General features: G+C 63.1%; 16 protein-coding genes. 1 reads left to right on the forward strand and 15 read right to left on the reverse strand.

What is annotated here, in order from left to right; translation table 11 throughout:
- Positions 1–115: 115 nt before the first annotated feature.
- Complete coding sequence (locus PLANPX_RS12325) at positions 116–925, reverse strand: ThuA domain-containing protein (RefSeq protein WP_172992016.1); 810 nt, start codon at positions 923–925, stop codon at positions 116–118.
- A 148-nt stretch (positions 926–1,073) separates the two neighbouring features.
- On the reverse strand, positions 1,074–3,113 hold the full coding sequence (locus tag PLANPX_RS12330) for a sigma 54-interacting transcriptional regulator (RefSeq protein ID WP_152099027.1): 2,040 nt from the start codon (positions 3,111–3,113) through the stop codon (positions 1,074–1,076).
- Between the two features lie 406 nt (positions 3,114–3,519).
- Here PLANPX_RS12330 and PLANPX_RS12335 point away from each other — a divergent pair, with 406 nt between their 5' ends.
- Positions 3,520–4,866, forward strand: coding sequence for a DUF1598 domain-containing protein (locus PLANPX_RS12335; protein WP_152099028.1), 1,347 nt, complete (start codon positions 3,520–3,522; stop codon positions 4,864–4,866).
- Between the two features lie 158 nt (positions 4,867–5,024).
- Here PLANPX_RS12335 and PLANPX_RS12340 read toward each other — a convergent pair whose 3' ends face one another.
- The 13 genes from PLANPX_RS12340 to PLANPX_RS12400 form a co-directional block, all read right to left on the reverse strand.
- Positions 5,025–5,753 (reverse strand): hypothetical protein, encoded by a 729-nt coding sequence (locus tag PLANPX_RS12340; protein ID WP_152099029.1) that lies wholly within the window; start codon positions 5,751–5,753, stop codon positions 5,025–5,027.
- Between the two features lie 482 nt (positions 5,754–6,235).
- On the reverse strand, positions 6,236–7,243 hold the full coding sequence (locus PLANPX_RS12345) for an acyl-CoA desaturase (protein ID WP_152099030.1): 1,008 nt from the start codon (positions 7,241–7,243) through the stop codon (positions 6,236–6,238).
- 241 nt (positions 7,244–7,484) lie between these two features.
- A complete protein-coding gene (locus tag PLANPX_RS12350; protein WP_152099031.1) occupies positions 7,485–8,108 on the reverse strand; it encodes a protein kinase in 624 nt (207 codons plus the stop codon).
- A complete protein-coding gene (locus PLANPX_RS12355) occupies positions 8,105–9,130 on the reverse strand; it encodes a hydantoinase/oxoprolinase family protein (protein WP_152099032.1) in 1,026 nt (341 codons plus the stop codon). The genes PLANPX_RS12350 and PLANPX_RS12355 overlap by 4 nt, the downstream gene beginning before the upstream one ends.
- Positions 9,131–9,153: 23 nt before the next feature.
- Positions 9,154–10,176 carry an ATP-grasp domain-containing protein gene (locus PLANPX_RS12360; RefSeq protein WP_172992017.1) on the reverse strand — a complete coding sequence of 341 codons (1,023 nt, stop codon included), beginning with the start codon at positions 10,174–10,176 and terminating at the stop codon, positions 9,154–9,156.
- Between the two features lie 114 nt (positions 10,177–10,290).
- On the reverse strand, positions 10,291–10,608 hold the full coding sequence (locus tag PLANPX_RS12365; protein ID WP_152099034.1) for a metal-sulfur cluster assembly factor: 318 nt from the start codon (positions 10,606–10,608) through the stop codon (positions 10,291–10,293).
- A 14-nt stretch (positions 10,609–10,622) separates the two neighbouring features.
- Positions 10,623–10,958, reverse strand: coding sequence for a Rieske (2Fe-2S) protein (locus tag PLANPX_RS12370; protein ID WP_232536381.1), 336 nt, complete (start codon positions 10,956–10,958; stop codon positions 10,623–10,625).
- 133 nt (positions 10,959–11,091) lie between these two features.
- Positions 11,092–12,414 (reverse strand): Fe-S cluster assembly protein SufD, encoded by a 1,323-nt coding sequence (gene sufD / locus PLANPX_RS12375; RefSeq protein WP_152099035.1) that lies wholly within the window; start codon positions 12,412–12,414, stop codon positions 11,092–11,094.
- A 28-nt stretch (positions 12,415–12,442) separates the two neighbouring features.
- Complete coding sequence (locus PLANPX_RS12380) at positions 12,443–12,997, reverse strand: Uma2 family endonuclease (RefSeq protein WP_152099036.1); 555 nt, start codon at positions 12,995–12,997, stop codon at positions 12,443–12,445.
- Between the two features lie 27 nt (positions 12,998–13,024).
- Positions 13,025–14,431: a Fe-S cluster assembly protein SufB gene (sufB, locus tag PLANPX_RS12385; RefSeq protein ID WP_152099037.1), complete on the reverse strand. Its 1,407-nt coding sequence runs from the start codon at positions 14,429–14,431 to the stop codon at positions 13,025–13,027.
- A gap of 136 nt (positions 14,432–14,567) precedes the next feature.
- On the reverse strand, positions 14,568–15,386 hold the full coding sequence (sufC, locus tag PLANPX_RS12390) for a Fe-S cluster assembly ATPase SufC (protein WP_152099038.1): 819 nt from the start codon (positions 15,384–15,386) through the stop codon (positions 14,568–14,570).
- Between the two features lie 93 nt (positions 15,387–15,479).
- A complete protein-coding gene (locus tag PLANPX_RS12395; RefSeq protein WP_152099039.1) occupies positions 15,480–16,088 on the reverse strand; it encodes an NADH-quinone oxidoreductase subunit B in 609 nt (202 codons plus the stop codon).
- Between the two features lie 148 nt (positions 16,089–16,236).
- Positions 16,237–16,866, reverse strand: coding sequence for a helix-turn-helix transcriptional regulator (locus tag PLANPX_RS12400; RefSeq protein WP_152099040.1), 630 nt, complete (start codon positions 16,864–16,866; stop codon positions 16,237–16,239).
- Positions 16,867–16,963 lie beyond the last annotated feature (97 nt).

The raw sequence follows: 16,963 nt of genomic DNA on the forward strand, positions 1-16,963 counted from the left end.
GAGGGGGAGGGTTAGGGAGGGGTGATAGAAGCGTGTACCCGCGTCGTCCCCCCGCCCCAGCCCTCCCCTCCAGGGGGAGGGAGCAGGAGGAGAGTTATTGGTGGCGTTCGAGTTTCTAGTGCGGATCGGGCGGCACATACTCGCCCACGATCTCCACGTTCGCCCCCTCCGCGGGAATCGAAGCCTCTCGCCCGAGGCCCCACAGAATCGCATTCACCAGCAGCCGCCGCGGACCTTCCTTCAGAAAGTCCCGCGGATGGCCCAAGCTCGTGTAAAAGACCCGCTGCACGCCGCCATCTTTGAGCGGCAGCTCGCGCGTCCAAGCCATCGGCTCGCGGTTCCCGAACTTTTCCCCGCCCGGCTCCGTCCCCTTGGTAGCATCGCCGACCATCAAGACCGTGCAGTCTTCCGGTAGCTTCACGTCCCCGTCGTTCACCACGTAGAGCCACGAGTTCAACCACTCGGGCGACGAGACGCCTCGAAGGATGGGATTGTCCGCTTTTGCCTCGCTGTCAACGACGTGCGCTTCGGTCGAGTTGCCGTGGCCGTAGTGCGAGATCCACTTGTGGCCAAAGTAAGTTAGCGGAAACTCGGCGTTCCACCGGTCGCGAGGCGCCTCTGCGTAGTTGAAGGCATGGCTGCTCGTGCGAAGGCCGATCAGCGGCTTGCCGGATTCGGCAAACTTCACGATCTCGTCGAGCTGCTCTTGCGGCAGCTGGCGAAACCGCATGTAGAACACGGCGAGGTCGGCGTCGCGGAGCGCTTCGAGCCCCGGAATGCTGTTGCCATGGCGATCGCGTTCGCCTTTGTCGTTCACCGCATAGAGGACGGTCGTCCGGATCCCATAGTGCTTCTCGAGGATCTCGGCGATCATCGGCATCGAGAGCTCGGACGAATACTCGTCATCGCCCGTGACGAATACCACATGCGGCGAGGCGTCTGCGGCTTCAGCAGCGCCCCCAGCATGCGCAAAAACGGTCCCAACAACAACCGTAGCAATAACAAGAAACCAACGGCGCAAAAGCATGAGTAAACCCGCCGGGATGAACAGGACCGTCAGTCGACGCCGCCCATCATACGCCGCGGCGGTCCGCTTCCAAACCATACCGGCGAATTTTTCGGTCGAGCGTCGAACGCTCGATCCCCAGAATCGTGGCCGTCTTGCTCTTGTTCCACGCCGTCGCAGCGAGCGTTCGCAAGATGTGAGCCCGTTCGACGTCGGCCAGCGAAACGGGCTGGTAGCTCGCCTGCGGTTCGCTCCGCTCCATCCCCATCTCGGTATCGCCGGCGGTGTTCAGCCGCGAGAGGACCAGATCGTCATGGTCGATGAAGTCGGCCCGTGCGAGCACGACCGCCCGCTCGATGACGTTCTTCATCTCGCGGACGTTGCCCGGCCAGCGGTAACGCAGCAGCTCTTCCATCGCTCGCGGCGTGTAGCCGCGCAGCTTGCGGCCCGTCTCTTCGTTGAACTTGCGAAGGAAGTGGGCCGCCAGCTCCGGAATATCCTCCGGCCGTTTCCGCAGTCCGGGAACGATGATCTCAAGCACATGCAGCCGGAAGTACAGGTCGCGACGGAACTTCCCCTCGGCGACGTCCTTTTCCAGGTCGCGATTGGTGGCCGCGATCGAACGGACGTCGACCTTGATCGCCTCCGTGCCGCCGACCCGCTCGAACGGATGGCCTTCGAGCACGCGGAGGAACTTCGCTTGAATCGACGGGCTCATCTCGCCGATTTCGTCGAGCATGAGCGTCCCTTTGTGGGCCTGCTCGAACTTGCCGATCTTCCGCTCGGTGGCGCCGGTGAACGCGCCCTTCTCGTGGCCGAACAGTTCGCTTTCGAGCAGCGTCTCGGAGAGGGCTGCGGCGTTCAAGCAAACAAACGGCCCCTTCTTGCGCGGGCTGGAGAAATGGACGGCGCGGGCGACCAGTTCCTTGCCGACGCCGCTCTCACCGCGAATGAGAACCGTCGCACGGCTTGGCGCCGCGCGGGCGATCTGCTGCGTGACCCGCATCATCACTTCGCTCGAGCCGACGATCTCGCTTTGCACGCCCAGCTGCTCGCGCAGTTGAACGCACTCGGTTTGCATCTGGTTGAGATCTTCCGCCAATTCTTGCCGGCGGTTGAGGTTCTCGAGCGCGACGCCGAGCGTATCCGCCACCGCGAGGGTGAACTCCAGGTCTTCTGGATCGGTCGATTTATCGGGATCGGTCGAGTAGAGGTGCACCAGGCCGAGCAACTCGCCGCCCAGGCGGACTGGGGCGCAAATGACGCTGGTCGCCAAAATCTCGCCGCGGCTATCGCGGTTGCCGAGCTGGCTGTCATCCATCACGTTGCGCGCCATTACCGCCTGGCCATCCCGCATCACAGTCGCGGCCAGGAACGACGAAACGCGGTGGTAGGCGTGCACTCCGTCGCTACGAGAGGCGACGATCTCAAGTTCTTCGCTGTTGCGGACGCCCCGTTCGTCGCGGCTGCGGAGCAGAATGGCGCCGGCGTCGACCTGCGTCCCTTCGAACAGCCCGGCCAGGGCGTCGTTAGCCAGCGAGAAGACGTCAGTGCTTTTGGCCAGTTCGAACGCCAGCCGGCAGAGCTGCGCAGTGGCGCGGTTAACCTTCGGGCTCGATGCGCTTGGATCTTCACCGCCGCTCCCTTCGAGGAAGCGGCTTTGGCCTTTGCGATGAGTGATCATCGTCGGCTCGAACGCGTCGAAGACGCTTTCGTCGTCGCCGTTCACCGCGACGCCGATGCCCGTTTCCCCCTCGACTGCCTTCGAGGTCTTCAGCAGCGTGCTGGTATCGGGAAACGCCTGGGCCAGATCGTGCACAAACGCCAAATGCGAGTTACCAATCTGAATAATATCGCCCGGCTGCAGTTCGTAGTCGCCGCTGATTCGCTGGCCCGAAACGACCGTGCCGTTGCGGCTATCGAGGTCACGGAGCTTCCACGCCCCGCTGGCTTGGAAGACCTCGGCGTGGTTTCGGCTGCAGCGTTCGTCCTTCACGACGACCGCGTTCGTAGGGCCGCGGCCAATAGTGACCGACTCGCCCGGCACGAGCCGGAAGACATCGGCCCATTTGGACCCTTCACGAATGATGAGGTAAGCGTTGGACATGTAGCGTTTTAATACAACGGCCTCGTCGCCTGCCGGTCCCTGACGGCGGGCGCGGAGCGCGTTTCCTACCTTACACCTTATTCGCAACGGCCCCCCCGTTTCAAGCTGATCGGGAAACCGAAAGCTCCGGCAGGGCAGGGGGTTAGGACGATTGAACCGCCTGAGGACCGTTCGGCGGGTGCTCGGCCGTGCAGCCGAATTCCGGTCGATTCCCGCTCCCTGGCCGCCCAGACGAAAACTGTTGAACTACAACACCTTAGCAACTACGCTAAAGACTTGCGGAGGCCTCGGGGGCGGCGTTTCGGGCCGGCCAGCGGCTTCGCACACTTCTAGAGCACATTCCGCGCTTCGGGCCTGCGTTCTGCTTGCCGAAGGGGCGGTCGTTACGGATCAGGAGAAGCTTTCGATGACGCGGTCGACATTCGGCTTGTTAATTCTTGCATGCGGGCTCGTCGCGGCGAGTCTGCGCGACTGTCCGGTCGGCGTAGCGGGCGGTTTTTTTAACAATCGCTCCGTCGGCGGCGTCGCCGTCGATGCCAACGGCGTCCTCGAAGCGCCGACTGTCCAGGACGATCAGGAACTCGCTCAGCTCCGTGAGCAGACCAAGCTGCAAGTTCCAGCCGGACTGCAAGAGTACACCGACCTGCGGGCCGTCTCGCTGAAGCAGCTTGAGGCGACCCTCAAGCAGTGCCACGATGAAATGAAGCCGATCCCGGACGAGGTGAAGTACCTCGCCGGCCTGCAACGCGTGCAATACGTCTTCGTCTACCCCGATCGCAACGATATCGTCATCGCCGGCCCGGCCGAGGGATGGCAGTTCGACGCCCTCGGCAACGTCGTCGGCGCCACGACCAATCGCCCGGTGATCCTGCTGGACGACCTGATGGTCGCCCTCCGCAGCGGGTCGACCTCGCGTACCGAACCGATCACTTGCTCGATCGATCCGACGGAAGAAGGGCTTGCCCGCTTGCAAGCCGCGGTAAGTCGGATGCGGACGATTGGCGACTCGGAGCAGACGCTCAACCGCATCGAAGAGGCCCTCGGCCCGCAAACGATTTCGGTCACGGGCGTCGCCGACACGAGCCACTTCGCTCGCACGATGGTGGCGGCCGACTTCAGGATGAAGCGGATTGCGATGGACTTCGAACCGGCCCCGGTGAAGGGACTGGAGAGCTTCCTGTCGATGGTCGGCACCGGCGGCAAAGGCATGAACAACATGCTCCCGCGCTGGTGGCTCGCCCCGAACTACGAACCGCTGGCCCGCACCTCCGACGGCCTCGGCTGGGAACTCCGCGGCCAAGGCGTGAAGTGCATGAGCAACGAAGATTACGTCGATTCGACCGGCGAGCGGACCGTTGGCGTCTCGAAAAACCCCGTCGCTGAGAAGTGGGCCAACACGATGACCCAGAAGTACTCGGAACTAGCCGGGAAGGATTCGTCCTTCGGTGAACTGCGGAACATCATGGATCTTGCCGTGATCGGCGCCCTGATCGAGAAGGAGCAACTGCTCAACACCGCCAGCCTCAAGCTGCCGCGGCTGATGGGCGAGCAATCGCTCGAGCGTTACCCGGCTCCGAAGCATACCGCCAGCAAGGCGAGTGCGATCAAGAAGCGCGGCCAGTGGGTGATCAGCGCCTCGGGCGGCGTCGAAATGCTGCCGTGGCACATCGCCAACGAGACCGAGACCGTCGAAAGCGTCGGCGACGTGCGGAACGACCTCTCGGCCGACGTGAAGGAGTTCTGGTGGGAGTAACTCGCCGCGGCGAGTTGGCTGCTTGCTGGGGCTAATCAAACGATTAACGATAAGAGGCCTGGAACCTGACGTGGGTTCCAGGCCTCTTTTTTTGTTGGTTCTATTTCCAGTGGCAGCGGGGAGCGGGAGCGGCACGGATTGGTGATCGCAAGCCGCCGCTACAGCGCGGTGGTGGTTGCGCTGGGCGGTTCTTCGCTCGCGTCGTCAGCGACGGATTTCTCCGTGCTCGCTGGCTCATGCGTAGCGGCCGCCTCGACCTCTGGCTCCTTCGTCGATTTGCCTTCCCGATACCGGACGGCGGAGACGATGCCTTGTTCGAATTCCACCGTCAGCCATTTCAGCCGGTACTTACTGCCGAGGCTAAATTCGTCGACATAGTGGACGTAGAGGTATTCCAGGCCGGTGGGGGCGTAGACAACGTCTTTTGGGCAATGCCGCGTGCCGTTGGGCGGACCGAGAATGCTTAGCGCCTCGTCGCGGGTGGTCTTTCCGACCACGAGTTTTTCGCGTTTGTCGGCGTCGAAGTCGGTATGGTTCGACTCGTACGACGAGTAACGCGCCTGAGCGATTACCAGCTTGTCCTTGATGACGAACAGCTGATTCTCCAACGGCATATCGTCGCCGTCGCGGCAGCCTTTGACCTGCGGATCGTACTTCAGACTGTAGAGAGCGTATTGAGTTTCGGGATCGTCGTTGTTGAACACCGCGCTCGGCAGCGGATCGCCAAACTGTCTCTCGAGTTCCGCCAACGTGGTTTTGCCCAGCCTGACGGAGGTCGTCGCCGTGCGTTCCAGCGGCCAGGAAATGATCGCCGTCGGGTAACGAAGGAGTTTGTTTTGCTTCGTGGGCCGGCTCAAGCCTATGCCCATCGCGCAGCCAGAAGTCATCGTCAGCAGGAGTAGGAGCGCAACAACGCTTGCCTGTCGAGGGAGAGAAATGTCCCCGCGAGCGTCCTGCTCAATCGTTGATCTTGGAGTTACCATTCCCTGGTAAGCGACGCCTTCGCTAGCGACGGAGTAGCAGATAGCACGCGGACTGTAGTGCTTCTGCCTGCCGGCGGCAACACCGACATTCCGGCGGTTGAGCGAGAGGAATGGCGGATCTGGCTCGCCAGTGCGCGGTGCTAGCCCACGTCTGGGTTCGTGGGTGGCCCCGACACTCGGCCGAGGTAGCTGATCAATTTTTTAGCGACCGACCGGCCGCGTGTCGGGGGTCGCGCAGCGACAAGAGGTAAGCGACGTCGCGGGTAGGCGCACCGCCTCTGGTTGCCGTTGGCAACAACGAACCCCCGGCGTCTCAGCGGAGTGGAACGGCGGATCAATCTCGCCGGGGTGTCGGTGCCACCCGATCCCTGCGGCGAACGCTTGGGTCAGCCGGCTTGCTGCTTCGTCCACACCCGCGGCAGGACGACGTTTTTCACCAGGCCCACCTTTTGCAGCGCGCGAATCGTGATCCAAGTCACGTCGAATTCCCACCACTTGTGGCCATGGGCAGCGGCCCGTTGGTCGGCGTGGTGGTTGTTGTGCCAGCCTTCGCCGTTGCTCCACAGGCCGACGAGCAGGTTGTTGCGGCTGTTGTCGTTCGTGTCGTAGTTGCGGTAGCCCCAGACGTGGGTCACCGAGTTGATCGACCAGGTGATGTGCCACGTGAGCACCGTACGGACGAAGACGCCCCACACGACAAGACTCAGGCCGAACTGCACGCCGGCGTCGAGCGAGCCGGTCATCGGCCAACCGACGGCCAAGCCCCCCAGAAAGAAGACGGCCATGCTGCCGAGGTAGATGTAGAGCCAGTTCTGGCCGCGCTCGAGCTTCATGTAGAAGGGATCGCGAAGCAGGTCGCGCGTGAACCGTTGGTAGTAGTTCACGTTGAGGAAGTCGCGGTTCTTGAAGATCAACCAACCGCAGTGGCCCCAGAAGAAGGTCACCAGCGGGCTGTGGGGATCGGGCTGCTCGTCGGAGTGCTTATGGTGAATGCGGTGCATCGCCACCCAGCAGGCGGGGGTGTCTTGCAGCGTGCAGACGCCGAGGACGGCGAGGCTGTGCTCAAGCCACTTCGGCGCGACGAACCCTTGGTGGGTCAGCAGCCGGTGGTAGCAGAGGTTGATCCCCAGCGTGCCGAAGACGTAGAGCCCCAGGATCGCAAAGACGACGCCAGTCCAGCTGAAGAAGTAGGGGACGAACGCGAGGCACGCCAGCACGTGGACCATCGGGATACCGATCGCATACCGCCAACGGACTTGGCTCGGCTTCACCGTCGTTTCGGGGCGCGGCAAGACGCGACCCGCAGCAGAGCACTCGCCCGATTGATCGGAGAGGGGCGCGACGGCCTCAAGATCGGCGTCGACTGCACTTTCGGGCAGGAGGTCGGTGGACATGAAAACTCGCGAGGGGAGGGCGTCAGGTTCTGCAGGCTCTGACTGGAGTTTGACGATCGCAACGATCGGGCAAGAGGCCCATTATACAGGCGACTGCCAGCGGGCCAATCTGAATGCGCTCGGCTTTCGCCGCGGCCCCGCTGCGCTCAGCGAGTTATCGGCGGCCTGCAATCGGTTCCCCCAGCAACGCCCAGGCAATCGGCAAACTCGCCGCCATCGAACGGGCCGCTGATAGCTGTTTTCAGCCCGGCCCCTCGCCGGGGCGGGGGACTCTCGCCTCAATGGGAGGCTCGGCTCGCAGATTGACCAGCCGCGTAGGGGGAAGCTCCGGCGCCATCAGGGCCAGGATCGAGTCGATGTACCCGACCGCGGCCAAGGCGCTGAGCTCGCGGCTCGTTTTGCGGCGGGGCAATGCCGACTTCAGGAGGACGAACTCGTCCGCCAGCAGGGCGGCGGCGAGGCGGCCGGCGATCGAGTCGCTCGTCGTGTCCCAATTGCTGGGAAGCCAAGTGCCCGGCAGGCCTGGTTCCGACCGGCGCATCCAGGGGGCAGGACCGAAGATCGTCGCCCCTTCCTCGCCGACTCGCTGGCAGAGCAGTCGGTCGTCCTCGACCAGCGGCACTTCCGGCAGCCAGGAGTGGAGCAGGTGGGCCGTGACGGTGAGCAGGTCGACGCACATCCAATGGGCGGCGGCCTCTTCGATCGGCTCGGCTTTGTCCCACGCGCGGATTTGCTCGACGAGCGGCCCGCCGCCGGCGATGAGCACGTTGTGCGCGGGCGGCTGTTGCGCAAGCCAGCCCCGCAACCTTTCGGGCAGGTCGGGGAGATCGAACAGGCTTCCGCCAACTTTTACGACGCGAATCATCTGCAGGTGGGGTGAGTCTCTAACTCTCGCGCCAGCACGGCCAGCGCGTGGGCTGGGGCACAGCGGCTGACCGCGGGCCCCAACTCTTCGGTCAAGGATAACACGTCGCAGCGCCAGTGGAGGCGATCCAGCAAATGTCGCAGCAGAAACTCGCCGTGCCCGCTGAGGATCACCCGCTGCGCAGGCCCGCCGAGGCGGGCGGCCACCTTTTCGACAGCGTGCTGCAACTGGTTGAGCTGGGCCTCGCGGACGGTCGCCGCCGCTAGGCGGGCGTCTTCCGCGGTGAATGAATCGGCGTCGGCGCACACCATGCGGGCGAGCCGGCTGAGCGCGTGAGGCCACGTGAGCGGGCGGCCATCGGCGGTCGAGAGCTCGTGGGGATCTTCGGCGAGTTCGCCCAACATCAGGTAGGCGTCGGCGGTGGTGGCGAATACCTCCGCGGCGACGGGGCAGTCGTGCCCCTGCCAGGGGAGCTCGCGGACGAGTGCACAGAGCGGCGTTCGCTCGACGCCAGTGTAGATCAACTCGCCGGCGAGGAGCCGTTCGCCGTCAGACATGCCGAGGGCGCGAGGGCCGTTCGGCGTGAGCGGAATGACGTCGGCGGTCGTTGAGCCGAGGTCGAGGAGTAGCGCGGGCTCGGCGTCGATGTAGCGGCAGGCGAAGGCGGCGAGGGCGTGCCAGTTGCTCGCCGCAGCGAGGGCAGGCATTCGCTGCACCGCATCGATTGGCAGCAGTCGACCGTCGACTTGATAGACGAAGGCGGGAAGGTCGCCCGCGGTGGCTTGCACGGCCGCGAGGATTTGCCGCACGCCTTCCGATTTGGTTTCGAAGCAGTCGGCAAGCTCGGCCGTCATTGTGATCGCGAGCGCGTCGGCAGCAGGGGCTGCGGCGAGGAGTTCCCGCAACTCCAGGGCGAGGCGTTCAGGCTGACGCCAGATGGCGAATGGTCGCGAGTCGGCGTAGCCGCGACCGTCCGCCGCTTTCAGATTGGCGCCGCCGATGTCGATTGCCAGCCAGCTCATGGGGACATTCTTTCGGCGATTTGCTAACTGCGGGTGAGCCAAACGTTGCCGTCGGCTGCGAATTCGATTGCGCGGCTGCGAACACTGAGCTCGACCGGCTTGCCCTCGATCGAGTCGAGCAGCGCGCCGGCGAGGTTCTGGTGGATCGCCTGCCGCAAGCCGACATAGGAGGTGGTCGCTCGCGGGTTCACCTCGATGACGGCGTCCTCGTCGCCGAAGACGTTCGGGCCGAGGATGAGGTCGATGCCGACGAAGCCGCGGGCAGCGGGGAGGGCGGCGAGCGTGCGTTGGGCGAGTTCGACGGCGCGATCTGCCAATCCAGCTTCGCCGATGAGCCCGCCGCCGAGGTAGGTCATGCGGCCGTCGTCGCTGAGGCGTTGCCACGTCGGCGGCAGGAATGTCGCGCCGGCTGGGCCGCAAATGGCGGTGACGCTCGCCGGGCGGCCCGCGTGGAACTGCTCGAGCCGCCGCGTCCACGCGTAGGCCGGCGGTTCGTCGTGGTGGCTCGTCACGAGGTAAGTATCTTGCGAGCCGGCGCCGTCGACTGGCTTGAGGACGGCGGGATAGCGGAAGTCGGCAGGCAGTTTGGGTTCGCCTTCGTCGAACAACCGGCCGGCTGGCGCAGGGACGCCGGCCTGACGGAGCGCCTCGGCGGTGCGATGCTTGTCGGCGGTGAGTGCGATGAACTCTGCGGAAGCGTTGAGCGTGCGGCCGCCGCCGTCGGCCACGCGATCGGTCAGCTTGGCGAGGATGTGATCGAATTCCGGCGCGACGACGAGCGTGCGATCCGCCGCGGCGGCGAGGCGGGCGAACTCTTCCCGCCACTCAGCGCCGGATTGAATGTCGAGCACCTCGCAGCCGGGAAACTGCAGCGACTCGAGTCGCATGTCGCGCAGCAGCGTGACGCGGCAATCAGGCAGCTTCGCGAAGTCGGCAGCGAGTGCCGCCGCCATGGCCGAGCCTTCGCGGAGCAGCGTCGGCGGCAGCGAGCCCGACTCTCTGATCAAACCACCGCCGGTGATCCACTCGTACAGAAAAACGTGCATGGGGCGGGGAACTCGGGCTGGCGCCGCAAGCGTCATTCTGAGCGGAGTGAAGAATCTAGACGTTCGCTGGAGGCGAGATCCTTCGCTTTGCTCAGGATGACAGGTTCTGGGCCTTTAGAAGATGCCCAACTGATCGCGGGCGTCTTCGGTCATGCGGTCGGGCGTCCACGGCGGGTCGAGCACCATGCGAACGTCGACGGCGGCGACCCCTTCGATGTTGCCGACGGCCGCCTTCGATTGGCCGAGCAGTTGCGGGCCAGCGGGACACGCGGGGCTCGTCATCGTCATTTCGACGTCGACGTTGCACTTTCCCTCTTCAGCGTCGGTGATCTTCACCTCGTAGATCAAGCCGAGGTCGACGATGTTGACGAACAACTCGGGGTCGATCACGGTCTTGAGCGCTTCGCGCACGGTATCTTCGGCGATGGCCATGGGATGTTCCTCGTTTAAGCGTGGTCGTGGAGTCGCACGAGCACTTGATCGCCTTCGATCTTCACTTCGTGGGCGACGGTCGGCTTCGTGGCGGGCATTGTCACCGCGGCGCCGGTCGCGAGGTCGAACTTCGCCCCATGCCGCGGGCAAGCAATCGTCTTGTCGGCGGAGTCGACGGGCCCGTCGCTCAGCGGGCCGCCATCGTGCGTGCAAACGTCGTCGAGCGCGTACCAATGACCGGCGGCGTGGATCAATACGATCAGGCGATCATCGACTTCGACCAGCATCGAACCTGGATCAACAACTTCGCGAATTCCTGCTACGGGGATAAACGCTTTCTGCTTGCTCACTGTTGCTCTTTTCGAAATAGTCGCTGACTGAAGATTGATATCAAAGCGCCGGCGATTGCAAACAAGAACGCGTACCCAGGCACTATCATCGCGCCGATGATGAAGCAGATGGCAGATGCAACCAATAGCTCGCTCATGCTTCGGAGCCGATATCGCGAACCCGCTGCCCAATCGCTTCGCCGAGGGCTTCGCTGACGCTCTCGATCGGGATGCGGTCGAAGACTTGCTGGAAGAAGCCTTCCACAATCATGCGGACCGCTTCTTGGCGGGTGTAGCCGCGGGTCATCGCGTAGAAGACTTGCTGCTCGTCGACGCGGCCGCTGGTGCTGCCATGCGTGCAGCGGACGTCGTCGGCTTCGATCTCCAGCCCAGGAATCGAATCGGCGCGGGCCGTGCGCGACAGCATGAGATTGTCGTTGCGCTGATAGGCGTCGGTTCGCTGGGCCGGCTTGTCGACCTTGATCATGCCGCGCCACACGGTGCGCGAATCGTCCTGCAGCGCCGCCTTGTAGAGCAGGTCGCTGCGGCAGTGGGCCGCCATGTGGTGCTGGTGCGTGTTGTACGAAAGGTGCTGCCGACCTTGCGTGAACATGACGCCGTTCACTTGGGCCTCGGCGTCTTCGCCGGTGAGGGCGACGTGCTGGTTCACCTTCGCCAGGCGGCTGCCGAGGGCGCCGATCGTCCACTGCAGGCGGGCGCGGGACGCGATGTGGGCCTTTTGGTGGGCGAAGTGCCAGACCTGGTTACCCCAGTTCTGCAGGTTAACGTAGCGAAGCTTCGCGCTCGGTTCGACGATCAGCTCGATCGAACCGCAGTGGAAGCCACTGCCGTTCTCGGAGATGCTGGCCGTTTCCGACAGCAGGGTCGCCTCAGCGCCTTCTTCGAGGATGACGAGCGTTTTGTTCAGGTCCACGCCGCCGTCGGAGAGCGCCGACAGGGCGTGGAGCGGTTCGTCGATCGTCACGCGACGCGGCACATAAAGCAGCGCCCCGCCAGCCCAAGCGGCGGCGTTGAGCGCCGAGAACTTGTCGTGATTTGGATTGACTACGTTACGTTCGAAGAACGGACGCAGCACGTCGCCATGCTCTGCGACCAGCGTGGCAATATCGCCGAACAGCACGCCCTTGGCGGCCCACTTCTCGGCGAGTTGGGAGCCGACGACGTGGCTGTCGCTCGTGACGGCGCTGCCGCCGAGTTCGACGCCTTCAGCGAGCAATGCCCGCGGCATGTCGCTGCCAATCGGCGGGACGGCAGGGAAGCCGAAGCGATCGAGCTTGAACAGCCGAATGTCGGTGCGGACCCACTCTTCGTCGTTGCGAGCGGGCATGCCGAGCTCGCAGAAGCGAGCCCAGGCGGCGCGACGCAGATCGAGGAGCCAACCAGGCTCGTTGCGCGACGCGAGGAACGAATCAAATGCCTCCTGAGCGAACCCAGCGGCCAGTAACGTGTTTGACATCAATCTCTACTTGTTCAACGACTTTGTCTTACTCAAATAATTCGTCGACCGGCATCTGCCAGCCAGGGACGGCGGGCTCGGCTTCGGCCAACTCGCCGCGGCGGTAGGCGGTCGGAACTTCCGGCGCCGCTGCGCGGTAAACCTTTACCACTTCTTCGCTGTCTAAATCGACGTCCCAGACGACTTTCGTGCCAGCTGCGAAATAATCGGCTCGCTTCTTGGCCATCGCTCGCTCGGCGCCGGGACCGTAGTCGCCTTCGCTGCGGACTTCGACGGCCAAGTCGGGCGGTATCGGGAGGAACTTCATCCCTGCCCGTGGCCCCGTGTAGTACGCGGCGTCAGGGCAGAACGATTTGCGACTGGGCAGGTCGGCGAGAAACGCGGCGTTGTCGCTGTAGGCTTTACCGCCGTGCCGTTTCGCATAAGCGTGCAGGCTAATGAAAATTTCGCCAGCTGCTACGTTTGGCCGATCACCAGTCGGGCTCATGAGTACAATCCTCCCGTCGACGATCTCCGCCTTGCCTTCCGTTCGGTACAAGTCAGCGATCAGTTTTTCCGTCAACGGATCGGAAATGGTGCTCATTTTCGAGTCCTCCCGAGTCTTGCGCGCCTAGCCCACGCTCCCTTCCATCTGCAGTTCAATCAACCGGTTCATCTCGACGGCGTACTCCATCGGCAGCTCCTTGATCAGCGGTTCGATGAACCCGCTCACGATCATCGAGCTCGACTCGGCTTCGCTCAGGCCGCGGCTCATCAGGTAGAAGAGCTGTTCCTCGCCGATGCGCGAGACGCTCGCCTCGTGCTCGATCTGGACGTCCGACTCTTCCACTTCGATGTAGGGGTACGTATCGCTGCGGCTCTGCGGGTCGAGAATCAGCGCGTCGCACACGACGTTGCTCTTACAGCCGGTGGCGCCGTCTTCGACCTTGCACAGGCCGCGGTAGCTGGCGCGACCGCCGTTCTTGCTGATGCTCTTCGAGATGATGCGGCTCTTGGTGTTCGGAGCACAATGCACCACCTTGGCGCCGGCGTCTTGATGCTGGCCCTTCGACGCGAACGCGATCGAGAGAATCTCGCCGCGAGCGCCTGGTTCCATCATGTAGACGGCTGGGTACTTCATCGTGAGGCGGCTACCGAGGTTGCCGTCGATCCATTCCATGAGGGCGCCTTCGTAGGCCATCGCCCGCTTGGTCACGAGGTTGTAAATGTTGTTCGCCCAGTTTTGGATCGTCGTGTAACGGCAACGGCCATGCTTCTTGACGACGATTTCCACGACCGCCGAGTGCAGGCTCTCCGACGAGTACATCGGCGCCGTGCAACCTTCGACGTAGTGCACCTCGGCGCCTTCGTCGACGATAATCAGCGTCCGCTCGAACTGACCCATCCGCTCAGCATTGATGCGGAAGTAAGCCTGCAGCGGGAACTCGATCTTCACCCCCTTGGGGACGTAGATGAACGAACCGCCCGACCAGACGGCCGAGTTGAGCGCGGCGAACTTGTTGTCTTCCGGCGGGATGATCTTGCCGAAGTATTCCCGCAGCAGATCGGGATGTTCGCGAATCGCGGTGTCGGTGTCGGTGAAGATGACCCCCTTCTTGCCGAGGTCTTCCTGCAGAGAACCGTAGACGACTTCGCTCTCGAACTGGGCCTTCACGCCGGCGAGGAACTTCTTCTCCGCTTCGGGAATGCCGAGCTTATCGAAGGTTTCCTTAATCTCCTGCGGCACGTCGTCCCAGGTCTTGCCCTGTTCGTTCGTCGGCTTCAGGTAGTAGTAGATGTCCTGGAAGTCGATGCCGATATTGCCGCCCCAATTGGGCATCGGCTTCGATTCGAAGATCTTCAGCGAGCGGAGGCGGAAGTCGCGCATCCACGCCGGCTCTTTCTTCATCTCGGAGATTTGCTCGACGATCGTGCGGTTCAGCCCCTTCGCGGCGCGGAACACGTCGTGCGACGGCGTGATGAAGTCGTACTTGTTGATATCGCCTAAGGCGTCTTGTTCGAGCACGTCGGAGGACATGGCTATGCCTGTTGCTTACCTGACCGGACCAGAGGAATCGAGAGTCGACGGAGTTGAGAAGCCACTGCTTCAATCATCCTGTCGATACGCGAAATCCTGCGATCCTGTCAAAAAATGATTCTCTTCTGTTTCCAAATTAAACGGCGGCAGCGGTCGATTGCTGCATCTCGGCGTCGACCGCCGCGGCTTCCGGATACGCGGCGCGGATGCGGTCGTAGCCTTCGGTGTACAGTTCACGGGCGAGTTCAACGCCGCCCGTTTCGACAATGCGGCCGCCGAGCATGACGTGCGTGTAGTCAGGCGTGTTGTAGTCGAGCAGCTTGTCGTGGTGGGTGATGATCAGGATGCCCATTTCCGAGCCGCCGATCTCCGCGATGCTTTGGCTGGCGAGCTTGACCGCGTCGACGTCGAGACCGCTGTCGGTTTCGTCGAGGATCGCGAACTTTGGCCGCAGCATGGCGAGCTGCAGAATCTCGGCCCGCTTCATCTCGCCGCCGGAGAAGCCGTCGTTGACGTACCGGCGAGCGAACTCGACGTCCATCTTCAACTGATCCATCTTCTCGGTCAGTTCCTTGCGGAACTGCCGCATCGGGATCAGCTCCTCGCCTTCCTTGCGGCGCGGGTTGCGAACGTTGGTGGTCGCGTGGCGGAGGAAGTCGGCCATCTTGACGCCGGGGACCGACATCGGCCGCTGGAACGCCATGAAGATGCCGGCGCGAGCCCGCTCCGACGCGTCCATCGCCAGGACGTCTTCGCCGTTGAGTTCGATCGAGCCTTCGGTCACCTCGTAGTTCGGGTGCCCCATGATCGCGTTGCCGAGCGTGCTCTTGCCTGAGCCGTTCGGTCCCATCAGGGCGTGGATTTCGCCACGATTGATGGTGAGGTTCACGCCCCGGAGGATTGGCTTGCCTTCGACGGAGACATGGAGGTTCGTAATCTTCAGCGTTTCAGCCATCGCAACAATAATTTCACTTTCGAGACTGGTTGTGAACTAAGCAGCGAGCCGGGGCGTCTCGCCCCCGGCGCACTCAAGCTTTAGCGTTGCCAATTACCCAGTAATCTTTTGGTGATCAAACACCGGCGTCACGTCGATTTGCGGCGCGACGTAACCGCTGTGATGCGGCACCGGCAGTTCATCTTCGACCTTTTTGCCGATCGCCTGGCCGGCGACGCGAGCAATGCGGTGTCCTTTGATCTTGTCTTGAATTCTCATCAACCCTTCGAGCAGCGCCTCGGGCCGCGGCGGGCAACCGGGAACGTACACGTCCACCGGCACCACCAAGTCGACCCCCTTCACCACGTGGTAGCCATACTTGAAGTACGGTCCGCCGCCGACGGTGCAGGCGCCCATCGCGATCACGAATTTCGGATCGGGCATCATGTTGTAAAGTCGCCGCACGCGGCTGGCCATTTTGTAAGTGACCGTGCCCGCGACGATCATCAAATCGGCCTGACGCGGCGTGGCGCGAAACGCCCCGGCGCCAAACCGATCCATGTCGTACCGACTCGCTCCCGCCGCCATCATCTCGATCGCACAGCAAGCCAACCCGAACGTCAGCGGCCAAATGCTCGCCTGCCGCGCCCAGTTGATCGCCTGCTCGACGGTCGTCGTGATGACGTTCTCCTCAAATCTTCCTTCAATCCAAGGTTGCGACATGGCGGTTCAATCGTCCTGTGAGTTGTTACCACGAGTTCGACAGCCACTAGCCAGGCTTCCGCTGCGACTCCGCGCCAGCGGCTAAGCCCTTACGGCGAAAGGCTTAGCGTATCACGCTAGCTTTCGGCCGCCTAGGAGCCGAACCACGCTACCCGGCCGCTCCGCTCGCCTCGAAGGTGCAACAGTTTGCACCATCGAGACGGCACGAACTCAGCCGCACCGACTCTCCCAACACGCTCGACAGCAACATCTTCTCCATCGCACAAATCCCCCGATCTTGTTCCGCGAGATCGGGGTAGGGGCAGGCCAGCGCGGTGAGCACCGGCAACTGCTCCGACTCTTGTAGTTCAAACGGCATGTCTTGGCTCGCCATCAGGCGGGCCAAGTCGGCCATGCGTTCTTGCAATGTTTCGCCATGCACCTCGTTGCGGTAGTGGTCTGCGAGACGCTCCGAGATCCGCTTCAACAGCCCACGACGCACCTCGATGTCGCGGATCTCGCGGATTTCGTTCCACAAGACCTGCACGAGCTGGTCGTAGTTGTTGGCGCCCGAGCGTACGCCGGCGGGCGTCAGCGAATACCGATGCGTCGGCCGACCACGGCCGACGACTTCCGATTCACGGGCGAGCAGGCCTTGCTCCATCAGCCGAACGAGCCGCTGACGAACAGCGGTGGCCGTCACTCCAGTGAACTCGACCATATCGCCCACCGTCGCCGCCGGGTGGCGGCGGAGGTAGTCGACAATCGTGCGGTCGGAGAGGTCGGTGATCGCGCTCATGATCCATCGCAGGTTAGGCGTCCCACCAACGGCAGGCCGTCCGGTGGATACTCAATCCTACAGGTGATCTGATTTATGACAACCGGCTGTTTGAAAA

This window comes from Lacipirellula parvula (assembly GCF_009177095.1).
GTDB classification, from domain to species: Bacteria; Planctomycetota; Planctomycetia; order Pirellulales; family Lacipirellulaceae; genus Lacipirellula; species Lacipirellula parvula.

Excerpts from the sequence above, each read along its gene's own strand:
- PLANPX_RS12330 (WP_152099027.1), bottom strand. The coding sequence starts at position 3,113 with ATGTCCAACGCTTACCTCATCATTCGTGAAGGGTCCAAATGGGCCGAT.
- PLANPX_RS12335 (WP_152099028.1), top strand. The coding sequence starts at position 3,520 with ATGACGCGGTCGACATTCGGCTTGTTAATTCTTGCATGCGGGCTCGTC.
- PLANPX_RS12340 (WP_152099029.1), bottom strand. The coding sequence starts at position 5,753 with ATGACTTCTGGCTGCGCGATGGGCATAGGCTTGAGCCGGCCCACGAAG.
- PLANPX_RS12345 (WP_152099030.1), bottom strand. The coding sequence starts at position 7,243 with ATGTCCACCGACCTCCTGCCCGAAAGTGCAGTCGACGCCGATCTTGAG.
- PLANPX_RS12350 (WP_152099031.1), bottom strand. The coding sequence starts at position 8,108 with ATGATTCGCGTCGTAAAAGTTGGCGGAAGCCTGTTCGATCTCCCCGAC.
- PLANPX_RS12355 (WP_152099032.1), bottom strand. The coding sequence starts at position 9,130 with ATGAGCTGGCTGGCAATCGACATCGGCGGCGCCAATCTGAAAGCGGCG.
- PLANPX_RS12360 (WP_172992017.1), bottom strand. The coding sequence starts at position 10,176 with ATGCACGTTTTTCTGTACGAGTGGATCACCGGCGGTGGTTTGATCAGA.
- PLANPX_RS12365 (WP_152099034.1), bottom strand. The coding sequence starts at position 10,608 with ATGGCCATCGCCGAAGATACCGTGCGCGAAGCGCTCAAGACCGTGATC.
- sufD (WP_152099035.1), bottom strand. The coding sequence starts at position 12,414 with ATGTCAAACACGTTACTGGCCGCTGGGTTCGCTCAGGAGGCATTTGAT.
- PLANPX_RS12380 (WP_152099036.1), bottom strand. The coding sequence starts at position 12,997 with ATGAGCACCATTTCCGATCCGTTGACGGAAAAACTGATCGCTGACTTG.
- sufB (WP_152099037.1), bottom strand. The coding sequence starts at position 14,431 with ATGTCCTCCGACGTGCTCGAACAAGACGCCTTAGGCGATATCAACAAG.
- sufC (WP_152099038.1), bottom strand. The coding sequence starts at position 15,386 with ATGGCTGAAACGCTGAAGATTACGAACCTCCATGTCTCCGTCGAAGGC.
- PLANPX_RS12395 (WP_152099039.1), bottom strand. The coding sequence starts at position 16,088 with ATGTCGCAACCTTGGATTGAAGGAAGATTTGAGGAGAACGTCATCACG.
- PLANPX_RS12400 (WP_152099040.1), bottom strand. The coding sequence starts at position 16,866 with ATGAGCGCGATCACCGACCTCTCCGACCGCACGATTGTCGACTACCTC.